Origin of the sequence: Paenibacillus sp. GCM10027628, from assembly GCF_042676385.1 — a bacterium.
GTDB lineage: Bacteria > Bacillota > Bacilli > Paenibacillales > NBRC-103111 > Paenibacillus_E.
The window spans coordinates 1,324,028-1,343,969 of record NZ_JBHTHA010000002.1 but is presented as its reverse complement, the minus strand read 5'-3'; the positions used below and the strand labels follow the sequence as shown (position 1 = coordinate 1,343,969).

The 19,942-nt window shown below is 49.2% G+C and carries 12 protein-coding genes; 8 read left to right on the top strand and 4 right to left on the bottom strand.

Annotated elements, in window-relative coordinates; translation table 11 throughout:
- Positions 1-5: 5 nt before the first annotated feature.
- Both ACFQZT_RS06605 and ACFQZT_RS06600 read right to left on the bottom strand, forming a co-directional pair.
- Positions 6-1,652 (bottom strand): response regulator, encoded by a 1,647-nt coding sequence (locus ACFQZT_RS06605; RefSeq protein WP_379297753.1) that lies wholly within the window; start codon positions 1,650-1,652, stop codon positions 6-8.
- Between the two features lie 5 nt (positions 1,653-1,657).
- Positions 1,658-3,472, bottom strand: a complete 1,815-nt coding sequence (locus ACFQZT_RS06600; RefSeq protein WP_379297751.1) for a sensor histidine kinase — start codon at positions 3,470-3,472, stop codon at positions 1,658-1,660.
- Positions 3,473-3,769: 297 nt separating this feature from the next.
- Here ACFQZT_RS06600 and ACFQZT_RS06595 point away from each other — a divergent pair, with 297 nt between their 5' ends.
- The 8 genes from ACFQZT_RS06595 (at position 3,770) to ACFQZT_RS06560 (ending at position 18,783) form a co-directional block, all read left to right on the top strand.
- Positions 3,770-5,167, top strand: coding sequence for an ABC transporter substrate-binding protein (locus ACFQZT_RS06595; RefSeq protein ID WP_379297749.1), 1,398 nt, complete (start codon positions 3,770-3,772; stop codon positions 5,165-5,167).
- Positions 5,168-5,248: 81 nt separating this feature from the next.
- The gene (locus tag ACFQZT_RS06590; RefSeq protein WP_379297747.1) at positions 5,249-6,133 is read left to right on the top strand and encodes a carbohydrate ABC transporter permease; all 885 of its coding nucleotides are present in this window, start codon (positions 5,249-5,251) and stop codon (positions 6,131-6,133) included.
- Between the two features lies 1 nt (position 6,134).
- Positions 6,135-6,965: a carbohydrate ABC transporter permease gene (locus ACFQZT_RS06585; protein ID WP_379297745.1), complete on the top strand. Its 831-nt coding sequence runs from the start codon at positions 6,135-6,137 to the stop codon at positions 6,963-6,965.
- A 36-nt stretch (positions 6,966-7,001) separates the two neighbouring features.
- Entirely contained in the window at positions 7,002-14,552 is a 7,551-nt protein-coding gene (locus ACFQZT_RS06580; protein WP_379297743.1) for a carbohydrate-binding protein, read from the top strand.
- A 497-nt stretch (positions 14,553-15,049) separates the two neighbouring features.
- Positions 15,050-15,499, top strand: a complete 450-nt coding sequence (locus ACFQZT_RS06575) for a MarR family winged helix-turn-helix transcriptional regulator (protein WP_379297741.1) — start codon at positions 15,050-15,052, stop codon at positions 15,497-15,499.
- Positions 15,496-16,773, top strand: coding sequence for an MFS transporter (locus ACFQZT_RS06570; protein ID WP_379297739.1), 1,278 nt, complete (start codon positions 15,496-15,498; stop codon positions 16,771-16,773). The genes ACFQZT_RS06575 and ACFQZT_RS06570 overlap by 4 nt, the downstream gene beginning before the upstream one ends.
- A gap of 146 nt (positions 16,774-16,919) precedes the next feature.
- Positions 16,920-17,243, top strand: a complete 324-nt coding sequence (locus tag ACFQZT_RS06565; RefSeq protein WP_379297737.1) for a DUF485 domain-containing protein — start codon at positions 16,920-16,922, stop codon at positions 17,241-17,243.
- A gap of 13 nt (positions 17,244-17,256) precedes the next feature.
- Positions 17,257-18,783 (top strand): solute symporter family protein, encoded by a 1,527-nt coding sequence (locus ACFQZT_RS06560; RefSeq protein ID WP_379297735.1) that lies wholly within the window; start codon positions 17,257-17,259, stop codon positions 18,781-18,783.
- A 110-nt stretch (positions 18,784-18,893) separates the two neighbouring features.
- Here ACFQZT_RS06560 and ACFQZT_RS06555 read toward each other — a convergent pair whose 3' ends face one another.
- The gene (locus ACFQZT_RS06555; protein ID WP_379297733.1) at positions 18,894-19,349 is read right to left on the bottom strand and encodes a hypothetical protein; all 456 of its coding nucleotides are present in this window, start codon (positions 19,347-19,349) and stop codon (positions 18,894-18,896) included.
- Entirely contained in the window at positions 19,346-19,567 is a 222-nt protein-coding gene (locus tag ACFQZT_RS06550; RefSeq protein WP_379297731.1) for a hypothetical protein, read from the bottom strand. The genes ACFQZT_RS06555 and ACFQZT_RS06550 overlap by 4 nt, the downstream gene beginning before the upstream one ends.
- Positions 19,568-19,942 lie beyond the last annotated feature (375 nt).

Genomic DNA, 19,942 nt, shown 5'->3' with positions numbered 1-19,942 from the left:
TAGCCTTAACTTTTGCTTTCCAGCAGTTCCTTCTTGTATTGAGAAGGAGAGAGGCCGGTCCATTTTTTGAATGTTTTGGTGAAATGGGCTTCGTCAAAGTAGCCGACATGTTTGGCGATGGTCTGGATCTTATGGATGCCGCTTTGCAGCATGGCTTTGGCCCGTTCAATGCGGTATTGATGTACATAATCAAGGAAGTTGATGCCGAGCTCCTGCTTGAACAACGTCGATAAATAGGTGCTCGAGACGAACAATTCTTTGGCTACGCCGGCCAGTGAAAGACCTGGAGCATTGTAATCACGGGCAATGAGATCGACGGCCTGCTGCACTTTGCGGCGAGGGGTTTTGTGCGGATTGAGCAGTTCCACCAGCTGCTGAATCGATTTGTATACGAGCCCTGAAAGCTCTTCGAGCGTTTCAACCCGATGGACCTGATCAACCATAGAGACCAGATGATCCGACCAAGCGGAGTCCGGCACTTCTTGTTCCTTACCGAGCTGCATCAACCGGGCCAGCAGGGAGAGCGTCTGGAGATTGATTTCCGTGCGGGAATGCATGTATTCAGCGTGAAAATAGTCCAGCCATTTCTCCGTCAGATTCAGAGTTTCGGCATAAAGTCCTGTACGTAGATGATCAACAATGAGTAATTCTAACCGAGCTTGTTCAGGCTCCGGATGAGCATGAGCTGTGTCAGCCAAAAAACCGGAAGAAGCGGCTGTATCACGATAGAAATAAATACCGCCAAGTCCCCGGTAAAACCTCATTTGCAAAGCTTCCGCAGCTTCGTGATAAGCATCAGCCAAATCGTCAATGCTCGCTTTGCTTTGGCTGATGCCGATAGTGACGGTTATTTTTAAATATTTCTCAAGGTTCATCTGCAGCTGCCGCAGCCCGGAGCCCAGCTTTTCCATCAGCAGTTCATAAGTGCCGTTGCTGACAGCTACGATTCGTTCCTGATCTTTGACGACCTCAACAGGCTGGCGAATGCTGTGCTCAAGTGTTTCCTGCACGATGTTCGTTGTTGCAAACTGGATGAGTTGCAGATCCATACGGTTGTAATTTAACTCTTCCAAAGGTTTGCCGTCGGGCTGAAGCGTGATGACAATGACGTGCCGAGGAGAAATTTGAGTGCTCAGCCTGCTCAGTTGTTCGATCCGGTTTTCATTGGCCCGCTTAGGAGTGCGAAGCCATTCCAGCAGTATTTGGGATTTGACGATCGGCAAATTTTCCCGAAGCTGATCCTGCAAACCGCTTAAATCGCGGTCACGCTTACGCTGCTCGATGATTCGGCTTACGACTTGCTGGAACACGGCAGCGATCTCCCTAGGCGGGCAGGGCTTAATCATATAATCTACAGCCCCCAGGCGGAGCGCTTTTTGCGCATAATCAAAATCGCTGTAACCGGTCAACAGCACACAAGGGATATCGTACTGTTTATTTTTCATTTCGGTTATCAATTGCAAACCATCCATCATCGGCATCCGGATGTCCGACAATAAGAGATCCACGTTCCCTGATTCCAGAATCGGCAAAGCTTCGAGTCCATTGCTCGCTTGTCCGCATACGCGAATGCCGAGAGAACTCCAATCTACCATGGTCAAAAGCCCTTCCCGTGTTGTCCATTCATCTTCAACAATGAGCAGATTCAGCATCGTGATCACCTCTTCGGATTAGGCAGCTGCAGGAGAATCCGTGTGCCGGAGCCTTCAACGCTGCTAATATGCATACAAGCGTCGTTCCCATAAAATAAGCGAATGCGATTCATAATATTCAGCAGAGCAAAGCTTTCTCCAGCCACAACCGGTATTTGATCGGACGCATCGGCTTGGATCAGCCGGCAGATTTCCGATAATCTGGCTGCAGGTATTCCGACTCCGTTATCCGTAACCTCAATGTCGATAAAACCAATCCGCTCCTCGCTGGCGCCTGCGCTGACTTGAATACAGCCAGACTCCTCGGAAAGCGGCTCAATGCCGTGAACGATCGCATTTTCGACGAGCGGTTGGATGAGCAGTTTCGGAATTTTGAAAGCATCCAGCCCGTCTTCTACGCTCAATTCATACGAGAGCTTGCCCGGATTGCGCATTTTTTGCAGGAATAAATAGTGCTCGGCCAACTTCATTTCTTCTTTTAGTAGGATCGTATCGCGTCCCTCGCTCAGGCTGATTTGGAAAATGCCGGAGAGCGAGTAGATCATCTCCGCCACGTGATGCTCGCCGTTTTTTTGCGCGGTCCAAGCAATGGTATTCAGCGTGTTGTACAGAAAGTGCGGATTAATCTGCGATTGCAGCACCTTTAGCTCGGCCTGCCGTTGTTTGCTGTCAAACGCATACACATCATCAATCAATTTTTTAATTCGGTGGACCATGACATTGTAACCACTGCCAAGCTGTCCGATTTCATCCTTGCTGGTTATGTGCACTTGTTGGGCAAAATCGCCTTTTTGAAACTTTTTCATGGAGGCAAGAATCTGTTTCATAGGTTTGGTGATGACATTAGCCACAGCCCAAGAGACTATCAGGCTGATAATAAATGTGACGCATAAAATGAGCAGCGTAATGCCTTTGATCCGGTTTAGTTGGGCCAATAAATCGGCTCGCGGCTGCAAGACGAGCACGTGCCAACCGGTTAAGCCGGATTGTGCGTGGGAATAAACCCAGTCGTTCCGACCGATCGCCGCATCGATCTCCTCCGGCCGCTCGATGCGGCTTGTGAAGAAGGGAAGCTCTCCGATCGGACGGCCAACCCAATTCCCATCGGTATCCGAAAGCACATTACCGTCTGCGCCAATGACGATGACTTTGGTGCGATTTTCAGGGGTGGAGTAGGAACGCCGAATATCGTTTTCGTCGATGCCCAGGATCACGATCCCTTCGGGCTTCAGCGTCAGCTCGTTTTTTAACACCTTGGTAAGCAGCAGTTTGTTTTTGTTATCGCCGTAGAAGATGCTCTTGTTGCGGTTGGGCACCTCTACGCTCCAGGATTCAATGAGTTTACGCCGGATCAGCCCTTCGTAATCGAATTTTTCCTTAAATTCCTCGAAAGGAATGGCTGAGGACAGGCCTTTGTTATTGAATTGGATGGCCGGGAAATGGGGTGAATAGATCGTCAAAAATTGAAAATAGAGCCGGGTCACCATCAACCGGTTGATGGAATCGAAAATGAATTGGTTTGTGATTTCGTCATTTTTATTAGAATCGGTAGCCAGCAAGGACTGAATTTCCGGAGATAGGTATAAATAATCGGAAATATCGAGCGCATCCTGAGCGATATAATCCAGATGATCGATAGCTTGCCTTGCTGTCCCTGCTTGCTCGGAACTCATTTTGGAAACGATTTCATTTTCGGCGACTTTATAAGAATATACGCCGGTGATAGCGATTGTGACCAGAATTAAGGGAACGAACCAAAGCAGCAGTTTTCTTTGAATCGGCAGATCCAGGTACCATTTGGCTAACGGATTTCGTAACATCGCGGTCCCCCTTTTTGTGCCGGAGATCAATTTAATAATAAAAAGAGTCGGGCAGCTTGGCAACAAAAAAATGGCTTTGGTGCCCAGAACCTAAAAAACGTACAAGAGAAACGTAAAAATGAACAAATTTTATAGATCTTAGAGCGAACCGTTACCGGTTAAACAGTGAGAAATGAAGCAAGAACTTAAAAAATTTACAACCATTCCTGAAAAATGCGGCCTAACAATGCTTGAACGACTGTTTTACAATGAAGTCAATCTCAGGAGTCATCCAATAATCCCAAGAAGGTGGGTTCCATGAAAACGTTGCGCCTCAAACCTACAAGTATCTGTATGGCGGTTCTAGCTTCCATGATCGGATTAGCCGGTTGCGGAAGCGGTACGAGCGACACGGGCAGCACCAGCAGTACGCCAGCCCCGTCGGCGGCATCATCCAGTGCAGTTGCGAAAGCAACCGAAGCGCCGAAAGCCGAGAAAATCTCGCTAACCTTTTTTACGAATAACTCCGATCGGACTGTTGGACAAGGCAAATTAGAGCAGCAGTTGATCGACGAGTATATGCAAAAAAATCCGAACATCCAGATCAAAGTCGAGACGCTGTCTCCGGATCCTCAGTTCCAGGATAAAATCAAAGTCTATAATGCATCGAATCAGCTTCCGGATATTATAAGCGCTTGGGGAAATACGAACTATTTGAAGCCTCTTGTGAACAATAACGCGTTAGCTGAGATCAACAAAGACGAACTGAAAGATATGGGCTTTATTCCGGCGTCGCTGGACGGGTTCAGCTTTGATGGCAAATTATATGGTCTCCCAAGAAATTCCGACTTCTGGGTCCTCTACTACAACAAGAAAATGTTTGCGGACAACGGTCTGCAAGTTCCGAAAACAGAAGCCGAATTGCTTGACGTGGTCACGAAACTCAAGGCGAAGAAAATTGTGCCGATTGCGATGGACGGCAGAGAAGCCTGGACGTCCGGGCTTTGGTTCGACACGCTGCTGCAAAGAGCTTCCGGTACATGGGATACTTCGAAAAAAGGGATGGACCGCAGCGGCACATTTGCAGATCCTGCCGTGGCCCAGGCGGCTGGCGCCATGCAGAAATGGATCAAAGCCGGCGCATTCGGCGACGGTTTCCTGAACCAGGATTACGGCGCAGCGCGCAATATGTTCGGACAAGGCAAAGCGGCTATGTTCATGATGGGCGAGTGGGAAATGGGGATGGCTGCAGACACGAATTTCTCTGAGGAAGTGCGCAACAATATCGGTGCGTTCCCTATTCCCGGCATGGAAGAAGGCAAAGGCAGCATAGAGGATCTGACCGCGTGGTTCGGCGGCGGATACGCCGTATCGAACAATTCGAAACACAAAAAGGAAGCGATCGAGTTCCTGAAATGGATGTTCCGTCCGGATGGTTGGGCCAAAGGCGTATGGCAGAACGGAATTACATTCCCTGCGCAGAAGTACGACCAATTCATGACGGGCAAAGAGACTGAGGTGCAGAAGGATTTGACCAGGATTTTCAACGGCTCGAAGACGTTCAGCGGTACCGCCTCGCAAGATAAGTTCACACCGGATACGCAAAAAACGTACTACGATTCGCTTCAAAAGCTGGAAAGCAACAAAATGACCCCGGAGGAATTCTCCAAGGTGATTGACGAAGCGGCCGATAAATCGGCAAAGGCTTCTAAATAGATAATGTCCAATCAAGCATGGGGCGAACTTGCGGGCATCTTTCGTAGACTTTGCCCCGGTGCTAACGGATAGGTGATGAGCGTGCATACAATCATAAGCAACAAAAAAACGGTTTTTTGGCTTGTAGCGCCGGGCATGCTTTTGTTTATGGCCATGATTTTTATTCCCATCCTGGTAAGTGTTTACTACAGTTTGACGGATTGGGACGGGGTTGCCGCTTACCGGTTCATCGGGCCGAAGAACTTCATCGAGATCGTAATGAGGGATGAGGTGTTTTGGAAATCGCTGCTCAACAGCGTGCTGCTTGGTTTAGGGCTAGTGCTGCTGCAGCATCCGCTTGCGATCCTGATTGCCATGCTTGTACAGTATTGCGGCCGCTTCGAAAAGCTGCTGCGTGTATGTATATTCATCCCGTCGATCATCTCCACCTTCGTTACGACACAGCTATGGGTAAGCGTTTTCAACACGCAATTCGGCTTGTTGAACCGAATGCTGGAAGGATTAGGGCTCGAAGCTTGGAAGCAGGATTGGTTGGGGGATGGGGCGCTAGCAATCGGCTGTATTATTTTTGTGTGCATGTGGCAAGGCTTCGGCTACGCATTTCTTCTGTATTACGCCGGAATTAAAGGCGTTCCGAAAGACCTGTATGAAGCAGCAATGCTGGATGGGGCGTCCCAGTATCAGCTGAATAGGCGTATCATTTTTCCGCTGCTTGCCCCAGTACTCCGGGTCAACATCATTTTGGCCGTGGTTGCTGCATTTAAACAGATGGAGACGGTATATCTGATGACGGGGGGCGGTCCGGCGAACAGCACACAGTTCTTGTCGACCTACTTGTATTCCAAAGCGTTTCGTGAAGGTTTGTATGGCTACGGCAATGCGATCTCGATCCTATTTGTTGTGATATGTCTCGTTGTTACCGTTATTCTCAACCGGGCGATGAAGAAAGACGTAGGTGAATATTAAGATGAAACTTACGGGTCTTCCTAAGCAGTTATTAGTCGTATTCATGGCGCTGCTTGTTCTGGCCGAGTTGTTCCCGCTAGTGTGGCTGTTTGATTATTCGCTTTTGAAAAGCGGTGATTTCTTTGGCTCCAGTTTATTGAAATGGCCGGACCCGCCGATGTGGAAAAACTATAAAGATGCGTTCAATGGTGCGCATATCACGACCCTGTTTCTGAATAGTCTGCTTGTTTCAACGATTTCCATTGGGGTCATTGTGTTTTTCTCCATCACGATGGGCTATGCGCTCACAAGGATGCAATGGAAGCTGAAAAATGCCGTCTTCGGACTCATCATGATCGGTATGATCATTCCAATTTACTCGACGCTCCTCCCCAATTTTATTTTGTTTCAGCAGGCGGGGATTTTGAACTCGTATTTGGCTTTGATTTTACCGTATGTCACTTTCTCGATTCCGGTCAGTATGTTCATCATTACCGGATTTCTGGAGACAATTCCCCGGGCGCTGGAGGAAGCGGCCATCTTGGATGGATTGAACGTCCCGGGGTTGATTTACCGGATTATTTTGCCGATCCTGAAGCCGGCGATTGCAACCGTTGCGGTGCTTGCCTTTTTGAGCTGTTGGAATGAATTCATTATGGCGGTGACTTACATTGATAAGGACACGCTGCGAACGCTACCTTTTGCCGTCGTCTATTTTATGGGTCAGTATTCATCCAATTACGGCGCGCAATTTGCAGTGCTTGCGATCATCGCGATTCCTTCTATCCTGATTTACTTGATTTTTACGGATCAAATTACAAGAGGCATTACAGCTGGAGCAGTTAAAGGATAGCCTGAGGTGAACTTTATTCATAGGAGGTAATCAGCTTTGAAAAAGAAAATTTCTTTATTTTCGGTGGGAGTTCTCCTCTGTTCGTATTTGGCAGGAGTAGTCCCGGCGCAGGCTGCCGGTTCAACCGGAAGTTTGCCGCCATACCTGGATCCTACTCAGCCCGCGGCGGCCAGAGTCAGCGATTTGCTGGGAAGAATGACGCTCGATGAGAAGATTGGCCAAATGATACAAGCCGAGCGCGCTTCCGTTACGCCTGAAGAGGTGAAGGACAATTTTCTTGGTTCTGTCCTGAGTGGAGGCGGTTCTTTCCCGGATGGCAAACAAAGCGCAAGCACGCGTGAAAAATGGTCCGAAATGGTGGATCAATTTCAGGATGGGGCGTTATCCACTAGATTAGGCATTCCGTTGTTATACGGGGTCGATGCGCTGCATGGTCATAATAACGTAATCGATGCGACGCTGTTTCCTCATAACATCGGTTTGGGAGCGACACGCAACCCTGCTTTGGTCAAGCAAATTGGCACTGCTGCTGCGGAGGAGATCAAATCGGCCGGAACGAACTGGACGTTCGCTCCAACGATCGCGGACCCGCAAAATCCGCGGTGGGGACGGACTTACGAGGGCTTTGGCGATGATGTTCGCCTTGTCGCGCAAATGGGAGCCGCTTACATTCAGGGGCTGCAAGGGGATACGGCCAGTCAGCTTAAGCTACCGACGAAAGTGGTCGCCACGGCCAAGCACTTTTTTGGCGAAGGCTACACGAAGAATGGCACTAATCAAGGGGATGTCGCTGACTTTACGGAGCAGCAAATGATTGATAAAGATTTGCTCGCTTACCAGGAAGCGATAAAAGCCGGGGCGAAGGTTGTGATGGCGTCCTACAGCAGCATTCAAGGCATCAAGATGCATGCGAACAAGCGGCTGCTGACAGATGTATTGAAGGGGCAGCTTGGTTTTGACGGCTTTGTCGTTTCCGACTGGAACGGCATCGAGCAAATCTCAAAAGACTGGGACGGCAAAGCGGTAAGCGGTTTGAAGGATCAGCTGCGCGTAGCCATAGATGCAGGCGTAGATATGTTCATGGAGCCGGCGAATTGGAAAGCTTGCATTACGGATATTAAAGCGTTGGTCGATGAAGGTTCTATCACTTCGGCTCGAATTGATGATGCAGCCTCCCGCATCCTCAAAGTGAAATTCGAGGCCGGTTTATTCGAACATCCGAAGACGGATCCGGATCTGGCGGGCTTGTTCGGTTCTGCGGCACATCGGGAAATTGCACGCCAAGCGGTGCGAGAATCGCTGGTGCTGCTCAAGAACGATCAAGTCGGCGGACAACCGATTCTCTCGAAGCTGAAATCGATGAGCAAAATTTTCGTTGCCGGAAAGAATGCGGACGATATCGGCAACCAAGCCGGTGGCTGGTCGATTACTTGGCAGGGGAAATCCGGAGCCATTACCAAAGGAACCTCGATTCTGAAAGGAATTCAAGATGCGGTCGGAACGACGAAAACAGTCAAATACAACCTGCATGGGCGTGGTTCAGAGGGCTACGATGTGGCGATAGCTGTTGTGGGCGAGAAGCCTTACGCGGAAACTAGCGGCGATACGAATAATCTGAACTTGGATCAGGAAGATTTGGCGACGTTGCAAAATATTCGTTCTACGAATCCGAACATTCCAATTGTGGTTGTTCTTGTTTCCGGAAGACCGCTCACGATTAGCGATCAAATGAGCGACTGGGCAGGGCTTATTGCAGCTTGGCTGCCTGGTACAGAAGGTCAAGGCGTTGCCGATGTATTATTCGGTAACTACGATTTTACCGGCAAACTGCCGATCCGTTGGCCTTTTTATGTGGAATCGTACCCGATGTGGGATCGTACTTCGCCGAATCCTTATGTCTTGTTCGATTATGGTTATGGCTTAACCAAGAATACCGTGACACCAGCGCTTCCACCAAAACCTGCGAAGCCGGATGATGATCCTAGTATCCCAGCGCAAGCGGTTCCCGGGAAGATCGAAGCAGAGAGCTTCACCGCACAGAGCGGACTACAGCTGGAGGATTCCAGTGAAGGCACCAAAGACGTCGGCTGGTCTGACCCGAACGATTGGCTGGAGTACAAAATCAACGTAAGCAGTCCCGGTACCTATGCGGTCGACTTCCGTTACGCAGCAAATTTGGACGGTGCCACAGGTATGAAAATTACGAGTGCCGCCGGCAATACGCTGGGCACCCTTTCCGTGGGAAGCACGGGCGGTTGGCAAAATTGGCAAACGAAGACGGTCAATAACGTGGTTCTGCGCCAAGCGGGCACCCAGAAGATTCGCCTTGTTTATACAGGCGGCTCTATCAACTTGAACTGGATCGAGTTTAAACGCGTCGGTGACGTACCGCCTATAGACGAAGGAAATGGTAACAATGGTGACAATGGCGGCGGTGGAACGATTCCGCAGACGCCGCAAACGGTTATTCAGCCAAGTGCGGTTGAATCTTGGATCACAAACGAGAGAGACCCTTCTAATACGCTCTGGTATTATGCGCCACGATATCAAGCGGGAGATAAAAAGCTGGAGGCCCAGCCGAAGCTGGATATCGCGATGCCGGATGCCAATGCGGGAACGGAAATTCACATCGATCCGGATAAAACGTACCAGTCGATGATCGGTATGGGTACGTCGATGGAAGAGTCGACGGTGTACAATCTGTGGAAAATGTCCCCGGCAAAAAGGACCGAAGTGCTGAAAAGCATGGTCAGCCGTACAGACGGCATCGGCATGAGCATGACGCGGGTGACCATCGGTACGCCGGACTTCACGGCGCAAACCTTTTACACCTACGACGATATGCCGGCTGGACAGACAGATGTGGGGCTGGACCATTTCTCCATCCAGAAAGATAGGGATTACCACATCATTGACACATTAAAGCAAATCAAGCAGCTCAATCCGGATATGAAATTTTTCGCTTCACCGTGGAGTCCTCCGGGCTGGATGAAAACGACGGATAGCATGATTCGCGGTCAAGTGAAGGATGAGTACTTGCCTGTGCTCGCCAAATACTATGTGAAGTACATTCAAGCCTATAAGGCTGAAGGCATTCCGATTTCAGCAATGACGATGCAAAACGAACCGCTCTTAGAGATCGATTATCCAAGCACCAGCATGCCTTGGGAGCAGGAAGCGCGACTCGCCAAGCTGCTTCGGGCAGAGCTCGATGCGAATGGTTTGCAAGACGTGAAAATTTGGACCTTCGACCATAATCCCGGGGATACGATGGCGTATCCGGCACAAATCCTGAAGGATAATGTGGAGGGGGCCTATGATGCTGTTGACGGAACCGCCTTCCATGACTATGGCGGCGATCTGGGTCTCATGTCCAAGCTCCATGATATGTATCCAGAGAAAAACGTTTATTTGACGGAACGCGCTGTATGGGGCACGAAAGGCGCCGATACGATGGCGAAATATTTCCGCAACTGGGCGCGCAGCTATAATTCATGGGTGGCTATGCTCGATAGCGATATCCATACCCATCAATGGGTGGGGACGCCTGATCCGACGCCTTTGATTCTCGATTCCGGCAATGTCGACAATTACTGGGCAGCACCAGAATTCTATTTGATGGGGCAATTCTCCAAGTTCGTAGAGCCCGGTTATGTGAGAATCGATAGCAATTACGGTTCGGCCGATACCGTTACGAACGTCTCATTTAAAAGTCCGGACGGGAAAAAAATAGTCACGGTCGTGATCAATCAGACGTCCAAAGATCAGGCTGTCAAACTGTTAGTGGACGGCACGCAAATCCTGGCGACCGTTCCTGCTAAATCGGTGGCAACTTACCGTTGGGATCGTTTGCAGGCAACCAGATCGGTACCCGGGTCGCTCAACGCCAAGGATATGGACAGCTCGCGAGGCAGCTTCCAAATTGAATCCGGCACGTATATCGGACACCTGAATCAAGGTGCGGCCAGTGCAACAGAACAGGCTTCATTTGATTATATGGTCAATGTCAAAGAGAGCGGCGCTTATGATTTCGATCTTAGCTATGCGGGAAATCAAGAGAATGCTTCGGTTACGTTAAAGCAAGATGGAATAACGCTGGCGAACATCGCCCTGCCGCAAAAGACGTATGGATGGGACAATTTCAGCTCCATTCGCACCCGGGTGACGCTAAGTGCAGGCGTTCACAAATTGACACTTACCACGCAGGGTAAAGACTTTAATCTGTCTAAGCTCAGCTTTACGAAAGCAGCAGCAGCCATCAAGCTGCCAGGCTTGCTTGAAGCGGAAAACTTCGCAGCGGCATCCGGTGTGCTCGTACAGGATACGGCAGACGGAGCGGCTGTCGGATATGCCGACGTCAACGACTGGATGACCTATAACGTCGAAGTTCCGGTAGCAGGTACTTACAATTTAACTTACCGTTATGCAGCACCGGCCGGCACGATTCCTCATGCGGACTGGAGCGAAAATAACACCGTAATCGGCTCCACCTATTTATCCGGTTCTACCGGCTGGATCGATTGGGTGACGGTAACCGGGGCATTGGATTTAACGGCAGGAAGCCATACGCTTAAGTTGAATGTCCATAACGCAGGCTTCAACCTGGATTGGGTGGCATTCGGCCCGACATTGCTGGCTAAGCAAAACCATTCCATAGCAGAGGGCTCGGAATCCGGCGCTCAGATTGCCGTTCAACTGCTGAACGATACTTGGAGCGGACCGCTCCATTCAGCCAACTGGAAGTTGAATGGTTTGCCTGGCGTAAAAGTCGGCAGTATGAATAAAATCGACGATCAGCATGCCTTGCTCGAGCTCAGCGGTAATAGCAGCGTGGATTATGACACAGATCAGACGGCAGTTCTCGAGGCGGCTTCTACGGAAACCGTAATCGGAAGCGTTTATGGACCTACACTTCCAGTAAGTGGAAGCATCAGGTTTACTGAGATAAATGATAGCGAAAGCTTATCTGCGCCGCAGACACCGCTTCCTTATGGGGTCAATAATGTTGTGATTCCGCTTACTTTGAATGGCGGACAATTCGTCCAGGATCAAGTGCAGAACATTACCGTATCCGGAACTGGAGCTGTTGATGGTCACATTAGTGTGACGAGCGTTACTTATGTGAGTCCTACACAAGTAAATGTCCAATTAGGTTGGAACAATACGCCTTATTACGGGGATTTGAAGCTCACGTTCAATGTGCCGGTTACCGCTTATACGGATTCTACGGGCGGATTAGCTTTAACGGCAGATATCATTTGTTTGGGTACTGCGAATCCGGTGGCGCCTGTGAATGTGCCGGGCACTATTTCCGCAGAAAAGTTCTATAAAATGCAGGGTGTTAGTCTCGCTGGCGGTCCGAACAACAGCAAGAAGGTGACCGGTTTTGATGCTGGCGATTGGATCGACTACCCGATACAAGTACCGGAAGATGGGGCTTATGTCGCCACCCTTCGAATTAACTTCAGCAGCGGAGCCGCCAAAGGCATTGTGCTGAAAGCGGAAGATGGAACTAAGCTGACTGATTTTAACATTCCAAGTGTCGGTAACACCAACTGGTTCACGATTCGTGGAACGGTACAGCTTCACGCAGGTTCGCAAAAGCTGCGGGTATTTGCGGGGGCAGGCGGCTTCGAGCTCAACTGGATCCAACTGGATAAGCTGACCGCACAGCCGACGTCCGATAGCGGCGAGCTGAAAGTGGAAGCAGAGAGCTATGTGGCGGACGATCAGGGAATCATTCAGGATAATAGCGGCACACCGGCTTTCCAAAATGTCGGTTACCTGGCCGCCAATAAATTCTTGAATTATTCGGTAAATATTAAGCAAGCTGGCACCTATAAAATCACTTATCGCTACGCTACACCGCAAAGCGGCGTATCCGTAGAGGTAAGCTCAGGCGCCGTTAAACTGGCGACGACGAAAATGCCGGGAACAGGCGGCTGGGGAAGCTACTCCACGGTTAGCGATGTAGTTGTCATGCCTCAGGGCGAGCAAACTTTGAAGTTGTTAGATTTAGGCGATGGTTTCAATCTGGATTGGTTCGCGCTGGAGCCGACTGACGTTGTGGCGGTGCCGCAGGAGCGAACCCTGCTTCCGAGAGCCTCATTGAAGGCGGGAACTTATTCTTCAGCTCAAGTGGTTACACTAACAACGGCAACACCAGGAGCTAAGATTTACTACACTATCGACGGATCAATGCCGACTTCGGCAAGCACACTGTACACGGATGCAATTAAAGTTACAGATCAAGCTGTTATTCGAGCGATAGCCGTTGGAGATGGCCTGAAAGAAAGTTTTGTAGCGCCTTATACTTACTTGATTCAAGAAAGCAGTCAAGGTGGCGGTGACTCTGGCGGTAATGGCGGAAGCGGAGATAGTACTTCTCCTGTAACGCCTCCTGTACAAGAGGACTCCATACCTACGATTAAAGCACCGCAACCTAGCGTTGACGCAAGCGGAGCAGCAATCACAACGATTGAAGCGGCATCACTAACCGAAGCATTTTCCAAAGCATCAGCGAATTCCGCCGGCGTGAAAACAATCCGCATCGAAGTTCCGAAGCTGGACGGTCAACAAGGATATGGCATTACCCTCCCATCCAGCCAACTGATGCAGCAAGACGGCACTAAGAAGATGGAGATTGTTACGGAGCTGGGAAAAATATTGATTCCAAGCAATATGCTGCAAGGAACGGATACAACCTCAGATCAAGTCGAGCTTAGAATCAGCTCTGCGGATAAAACAGGTATCAGTGCGGCGCTGCAAACGCAAATCGGCAATAAGCCGGTCATAGATTTACAACTGCGAGTTAACGGGGCAGCCGTTCCTTGGAATCACGCGGACGCGCCAGTTCAGGTATCCATACCGTACACGCCAACCGCCGAGGAATTGGCTCATCCGGAAAGAATCACCGTGTGGTACATTGACGATCAAGGGCATATCACACCTGTTTCAGGCAGCAAGTATGATGCTGCAACGGGGTATGTGACCTTCACAACGAACCACTTTAGCCGGTATGCCGTTGCTTATGCCGGCAAGACTTTCAAGGATATTGGCAGCTATGATTGGGCCAAAGAGGCGATCGATGCACTGGCTGCGGAAGGCATTATCGAAGGCACGGGCGAAAGCACGTACACCCCCGGAGCGCCTGTGAAGAGAGCGGACTATGTTCTCCTGCTGGTCAAAGCTTTAGGCTTAAAAGCAGAGGTAAAATCAAATGAATCTTTCGCAGACGTATCTTCTACGGATTATTATTACGGTGCTGTAGGTATCGCTAAGAAATTGGGCGTAACTGAAGGAGCGGATGGTAACCGATTTGAGCCGAATGCTCCGGTCACCCGCCAAGATATGATGACATTAACCGCAAGAGCCATGCAAATTGCAGGGAAAACACTGCAAAAAGGCTCTGCATCGGATCTGGATAAATATGCAGACCGGGCGGAGATCGCGGGTTACGCGGTCGACAGTGCGGCCACACTCACCAAAAATGGCATCATTACGGGTGATGGCAGTCAGATCCACCCGCTGAGTACGGCAACTAGAGCGGAAACAGCGGTCATGATGTACCGCATTTACAAAAAGTAGTTGAATGAAACTGTCCCTAGCGCAGCTATTGGTGTGTGCTGGGGACAGTTTTTTTCTTTTCATCGGTCAGACGCAGCGTTACAGGTGAAGTAGACCGTCGCTGAAGCCAGTAAGAGCACCGGTAACGCCCTTTTTGGCCGTTACCGGTGGGAACTTGCGCTTGGCAGCGTCTGTAACGCCCAAAACGGGCGCAACAGCTCGCTTTTTCCGCCGTGGAGCGAGTCGCGGCCGCTCTAAGGCCCTTTTCGGGCGTTACAGACGAGAATTTGCGCCTGCCAGCACTTGTAACGCCCAAAAAGGCTCTTTCAGGAGAAGTAGATCTTCGCCAAGACTCCAGATTGCAAGTCTCCAAGACTGGCAAGAGAGGATGACATGCCTGTAAGATAGACCTCGAACCCCGCCTTGAAAACAGTTGCACTTGCAACTGAATGGGCGTATGATGGGATAGTGGTACGATGCAACTAACGGATTGTACATGTCAAAACGGGGGGAAGTACATGATAGATGCCAAGAATTCAATTCCACGCTGGGTGTCTCTGCTCTATCGTTATGGCCAGATGTATATCGGCGAGCGCTTGCAATCGCTCGATATCGGCAGAGGCCAACATATTTTCCTGAACGCGCTCTATAAGGAAGACGGCCTCACGCAAGAAGAATTGAGCGACTATTTGAAAATCGATAAAGGCACCACGGCCAAAGCACTGAAAAAGCTGGAGGCGCAAGGCTACATAACGCGACGAGTAAGTATGAAAGATAAAAGATGCAACGAAGTTCATCTAACCGCAAAAGCGCTGACCATCAAGGAAGATGTGCGCAAGGTCTTGACGGATTGGCGGGAACGATTGACATTCGGACTCACGGAAGAAGAGAAACGATTGGCGCATTCCATTTTGGAAAAAATGGGCAATAATGCGGCTCGATTCGCAGAGGAGCAGAGGGACTCATGAACATACGACATACGGGATCGACATTTATTGATCGGCATTTTCATGCATTAACCCATCGCAATTACCGTTATTTATGGTTAGGGCAGTGCGTTTCGCTGATCGGCACCTGGATGCAAAATATCGGGCAATCCTGGCTCGTGCTGCAAATTACGGGATCACCGTTCAAGCTTGGATTGGTCGGTGCATTTCAGTTTTTGCCGATTCTCTGTTTTTCTTTATTCGCGGGCATCATTGTCGATAAGTTTCCCAAGAAAAACATCCTGCTGGTCACCCAAACGGTAGCGATGATTCTCGCCTTTACTTTGGCTGCGCTAGTCCTCACAGGTACGGTGAAATACAGCTACATCCTGGTCCTTGCGCTGCTGCTCGGGCTTAATAATACGCTGGATATGCCGACACGGCAGGCTTTTAATATTGAGATCGTAGGCAAAGAAGACTTGATGAATGCGATCGCCTTGAATTCGACCACATTTAACATGGCGAGAATCGTTGGCCCTTCGATCGGTGCTGTCATGATGGCGATGCTGGGCGCCGGTTGGTGCTTTCTTTTGAATGGAATCAGCTTTATCGCCGTTCTCTATGGGTTGCTGCATATTCAAGCAGCGCCTTATGTGCGGAAGCAGCGCTCCAGCGAAGGCGTAATGAAAGAAATAAAGGATGGCATCATCTATATTGCCCGTGATCCTCTGCTCGCGCAAACTGTACTGCTTGTGACTGTCATCGGCACGTTGGCTTTCAATTTTAATGTTTTAATCCCTGTCTTCACTAAAAATGTGCTGCATATGGGAGAGACCACCTACGGCACACTCATGTCATGCTTGGGCGTCGGTTCTTTTGCAGGCGCTTTAACGATGTCTTTCCGCAGCAAGCAAGGGCCACGGATTCAGATTAGTATCATAGCCAGCCTGCTTGTTGCGATATGTCTTATTTTTAATGGATTAAGCAGCTCCGTTTGGCTATGTGGCTTGATTCTGGCGTTTACCGGATTTTTTAACATCATGTTTGCAACCAACAGTAATTCGAATCTTCAAATGAATGCCAAAGAGGAGTACAGGGCACGTGTCATGAGCGTGTATTCGCTCGTATTCGCCGGATCGACGCCGATTGGTAACCTGTTTGCAGGCTATGTCGCTGACAGGTTTGGGGCGAACGGTGCTTTTGTCAGCTGCGGTGTATTGACGGTTATTTTGTGCTTGCTCATTATTTGGAAATATAGGAAGGCTTCTGGCGGTAAGGAACAAGCGACGGATGAAATTGAGATCGTCTCCTCATAGAAATGAAGAAAAATCAAGCATAAAGCTTGGTTTTTTTTGTATATGTATTAGTAATGCTTTGCATGACAATTCATTATTGCAAGCGTTTTCCTTAAAGGTTTTGTTTTCGAAGCAGGCTTCTACCAAACACGCAGGAGGCGAAACACATGGACCCTCGATTTGCCAAAAAAGCTAAATCCCAGAGTTATTCAGACATCGTGAAGTCTGCTCAGTTTCAGACGCTCTTGAAGAAAAAGCGGCAGTTTATCGTGCCGTGGACCGTATTTTTTCTAGCCTTCTACTTTTTGTTGCCGATCTTGACTTCGTACACAAAATTTCTCAATCATGCTGCCATTGGACCTGTTTCGTGGGCGTGGGTTTTTGCTTTTGCCCAGTTCATTATGACATGGGTGCTCTGTACGTTGTATCAAAAGAAAGCGAAAAAGTTCGATGAGCTCGTAGCATCGATCCGCAAAAATATGAAACTGTGAGGGGGAAGTATTTATGCATGCTACCGCTTTTTGGCTATTCGTGGGGATTGTCGCGATTACGTTAATCATTACGTATTATGCGGCCAAGAAAACGAATTCGACGAATGAATTCTACACCGCTGGCGGTGGATTGACCGGCTGGCAAAATGGACTTGCTATCGCAGGCGACTACATGTCCGCGGCGTCTTTTCTCGGTATCGCCGGAACGATTGCGCTTTCGGGTTTTGATGGATTTTTCTACAGCATCGGTTTCCTTGTAGCTTATCTTGTCGTTCTTTATCTGGTGGCCGAACCGCTTCGCAACCTGGGTAAATATACGATGGCGGATATGATCGCCGCAAGGTTCGACGATAAAAAAGTGCGCGGAATTGCTGCGCTGAATACGGTAACGATCTCGATCTTTTATATGATCGCTCAGCTCGTAGGAGCGGGTGCGCTGATCAAATTGTTGCTCGGGCTCTCGTACACGCAATCCGTTTTGATCGTTGGCGCTTTGATGACGGTTTACGTTGTATTCGGCGGCATGCGGGCGACTTCGTGGGTGCAGATCATTAAAGCGATCTTGTTGATGGGCGGAACGCTCATCCTATCGCTCATCGTTTTTGCCAAGTTTCATTTTAGTATTTCGGAAATGTTTGAGAGCATGAAAACTGCCACGCCTTTGAAGGAAAGTTTCCTGAATCCGGGCAACAAGTACAAAATCCCTCTGGATACGCTCTCCCTCAACCTGGCGCTGGTGCTCGGTACCGCAGGCTTGCCGCATATTCTTATCCGCTTCTTCACGGTAAGGGATGCGATTACCGCCAGAAGTTCAGTTGTCTATGCGACATGGCTGATCGGCATTTTTTACGTGATGACGATCTTTCTCGGCTTCGGCGCTGCGGCATTCGTCGGCTACGACAACATTCTCGCCGCCGATAAGGGCGGTAATATGGCGGCGCCTTTGCTGGCGCGCGCGCTGGGCGGCGAATTTTTCTTCGCCTTCATCTCGGCGGTCGCCTTTGCGACGATTCTCGCCGTTGTGACGGGCTTAGTGCTGTCAGCAGCGTCCGCCTTTGCGCATGACTTCTACAGTCACATTCTGCGACGCGGTCAGGCAACCGAAAAGGAACAAATGAAAGTGGCGCGCTGGGCTTCCGTTGGCGTAGCGGTGCTCTCCATTCTCTTATCATTGCTGGCTTCCAAGCTTAACGTTGCGTTCCTTGTTTCCGTAGCTTTCGCGATTGCGGCTAGTGCGAACTTGCCTGTCATTCTGTTTACGATATTCTGGAGAAGATTCAATACAACCGGTGCGGTAACCGGTATGTTGATGGGGCTGATCAGTGCACTGATTCTCGTGGCAATGAGCCCTAGTGTCTGGAATCCGGTTGCCGGAAAGGCCATTTTTGTCGGCGAACCGTGGTTTACGCTAACGAATCCGGGCATCATCTCGATCCCGCTAGGTTTTATTGGAGCGATCATCGGCACACTGCTCTCACGTGAGAAAGTCAATAGCGCCAAGTACGATGAAGTCCAGGTGAAATCGAATATCATGCTATAAAAGTATAGTCAGGAGGCCGTTCCTTGAGGAGTAAAATCTTCAAGGATTGGTCGGACTGAAGGTCCAGAGCACGGCAATCATCGACATACGATTTTTTTGGGGACTTAGGCTCATTCTATCTCCTCGAGACGAGGTATCCAATAACGTGTAATTCTTTCTTGATGTTTGTCTGCTTGAATATCGCCCGTTAGCGAGAGCCTTTTCAACCATTTTGCCGCTGTCCGGGGATGAGTTCCTAGAGCAGAAGTAAGGTCAGCAGGACGAATGATTCCACCTTGGTGCAAAGCGAGACTGATAATTTGCTGCTTGCGCAATTGCCACACATCGGTACGGCCAGTCGAACCTGCGGCTTCCGCACGCAAGACAGACCACCAATGCCCGATCGCCTGTTTAATTTGACGCTGACAAATAATTGGACGTTGAATCACTTGATTAGCGGAGAATCGCAAAAGAAGCCAACCTGACAAGACCAGATCATTCTGCCGCATCAAGTGATCGTCAAAATCGCTAGGAGATAGGTCCCGTGCATGTGTTGTAAACCCGTCAATTTCTATGACCAGCTTCATTCCATTTCGGATATAGACAAAATCGGCGAAACGTTGGCCTCCCTTGAAATCTTTAAACGGTACTCTGCTTTCAATCCGGTAAAATCATATTGAAAAGCAGGACCCCATACGTGCTCCAGGAACGCTGTTTCCGCCTTCCCCAATTTTGCCCGAAACGATCCGCTTTGTAGAGCTTCTCGCTGAAATTGCTCGACAAATTGCTTAACAAATGTGTTCAACTCTCAAACTCCCTTCAAACAGACGCAAAAAACACCCCAAAGCTGCGGCTCTACAGCTTATCGGGGTGTTCTTCACTCCGTACGATATTAATTTAGATATATTTTACAATATTTCTTTGATAATGCGCAATAGAATGATGAACCTGCTATACCAAACTCCCACATTACAGCCCGTTGTTCGCAAATAAAGTTCTCTAGAGTCTCTAAAAAATGGAGGTTTATCCACCATGAATAGGCTAGAGAACAAAGTACCATAATTAGCGAACTTTGTTCTTAAAATAAAGACTTTTGTTCTTTCGAGCTCTATTTTGAGCGTTTATCAAAAAAAGTGCGTCAAACAAGTACGCTATTAACGACCCTTGTTCTCTGTTGCAC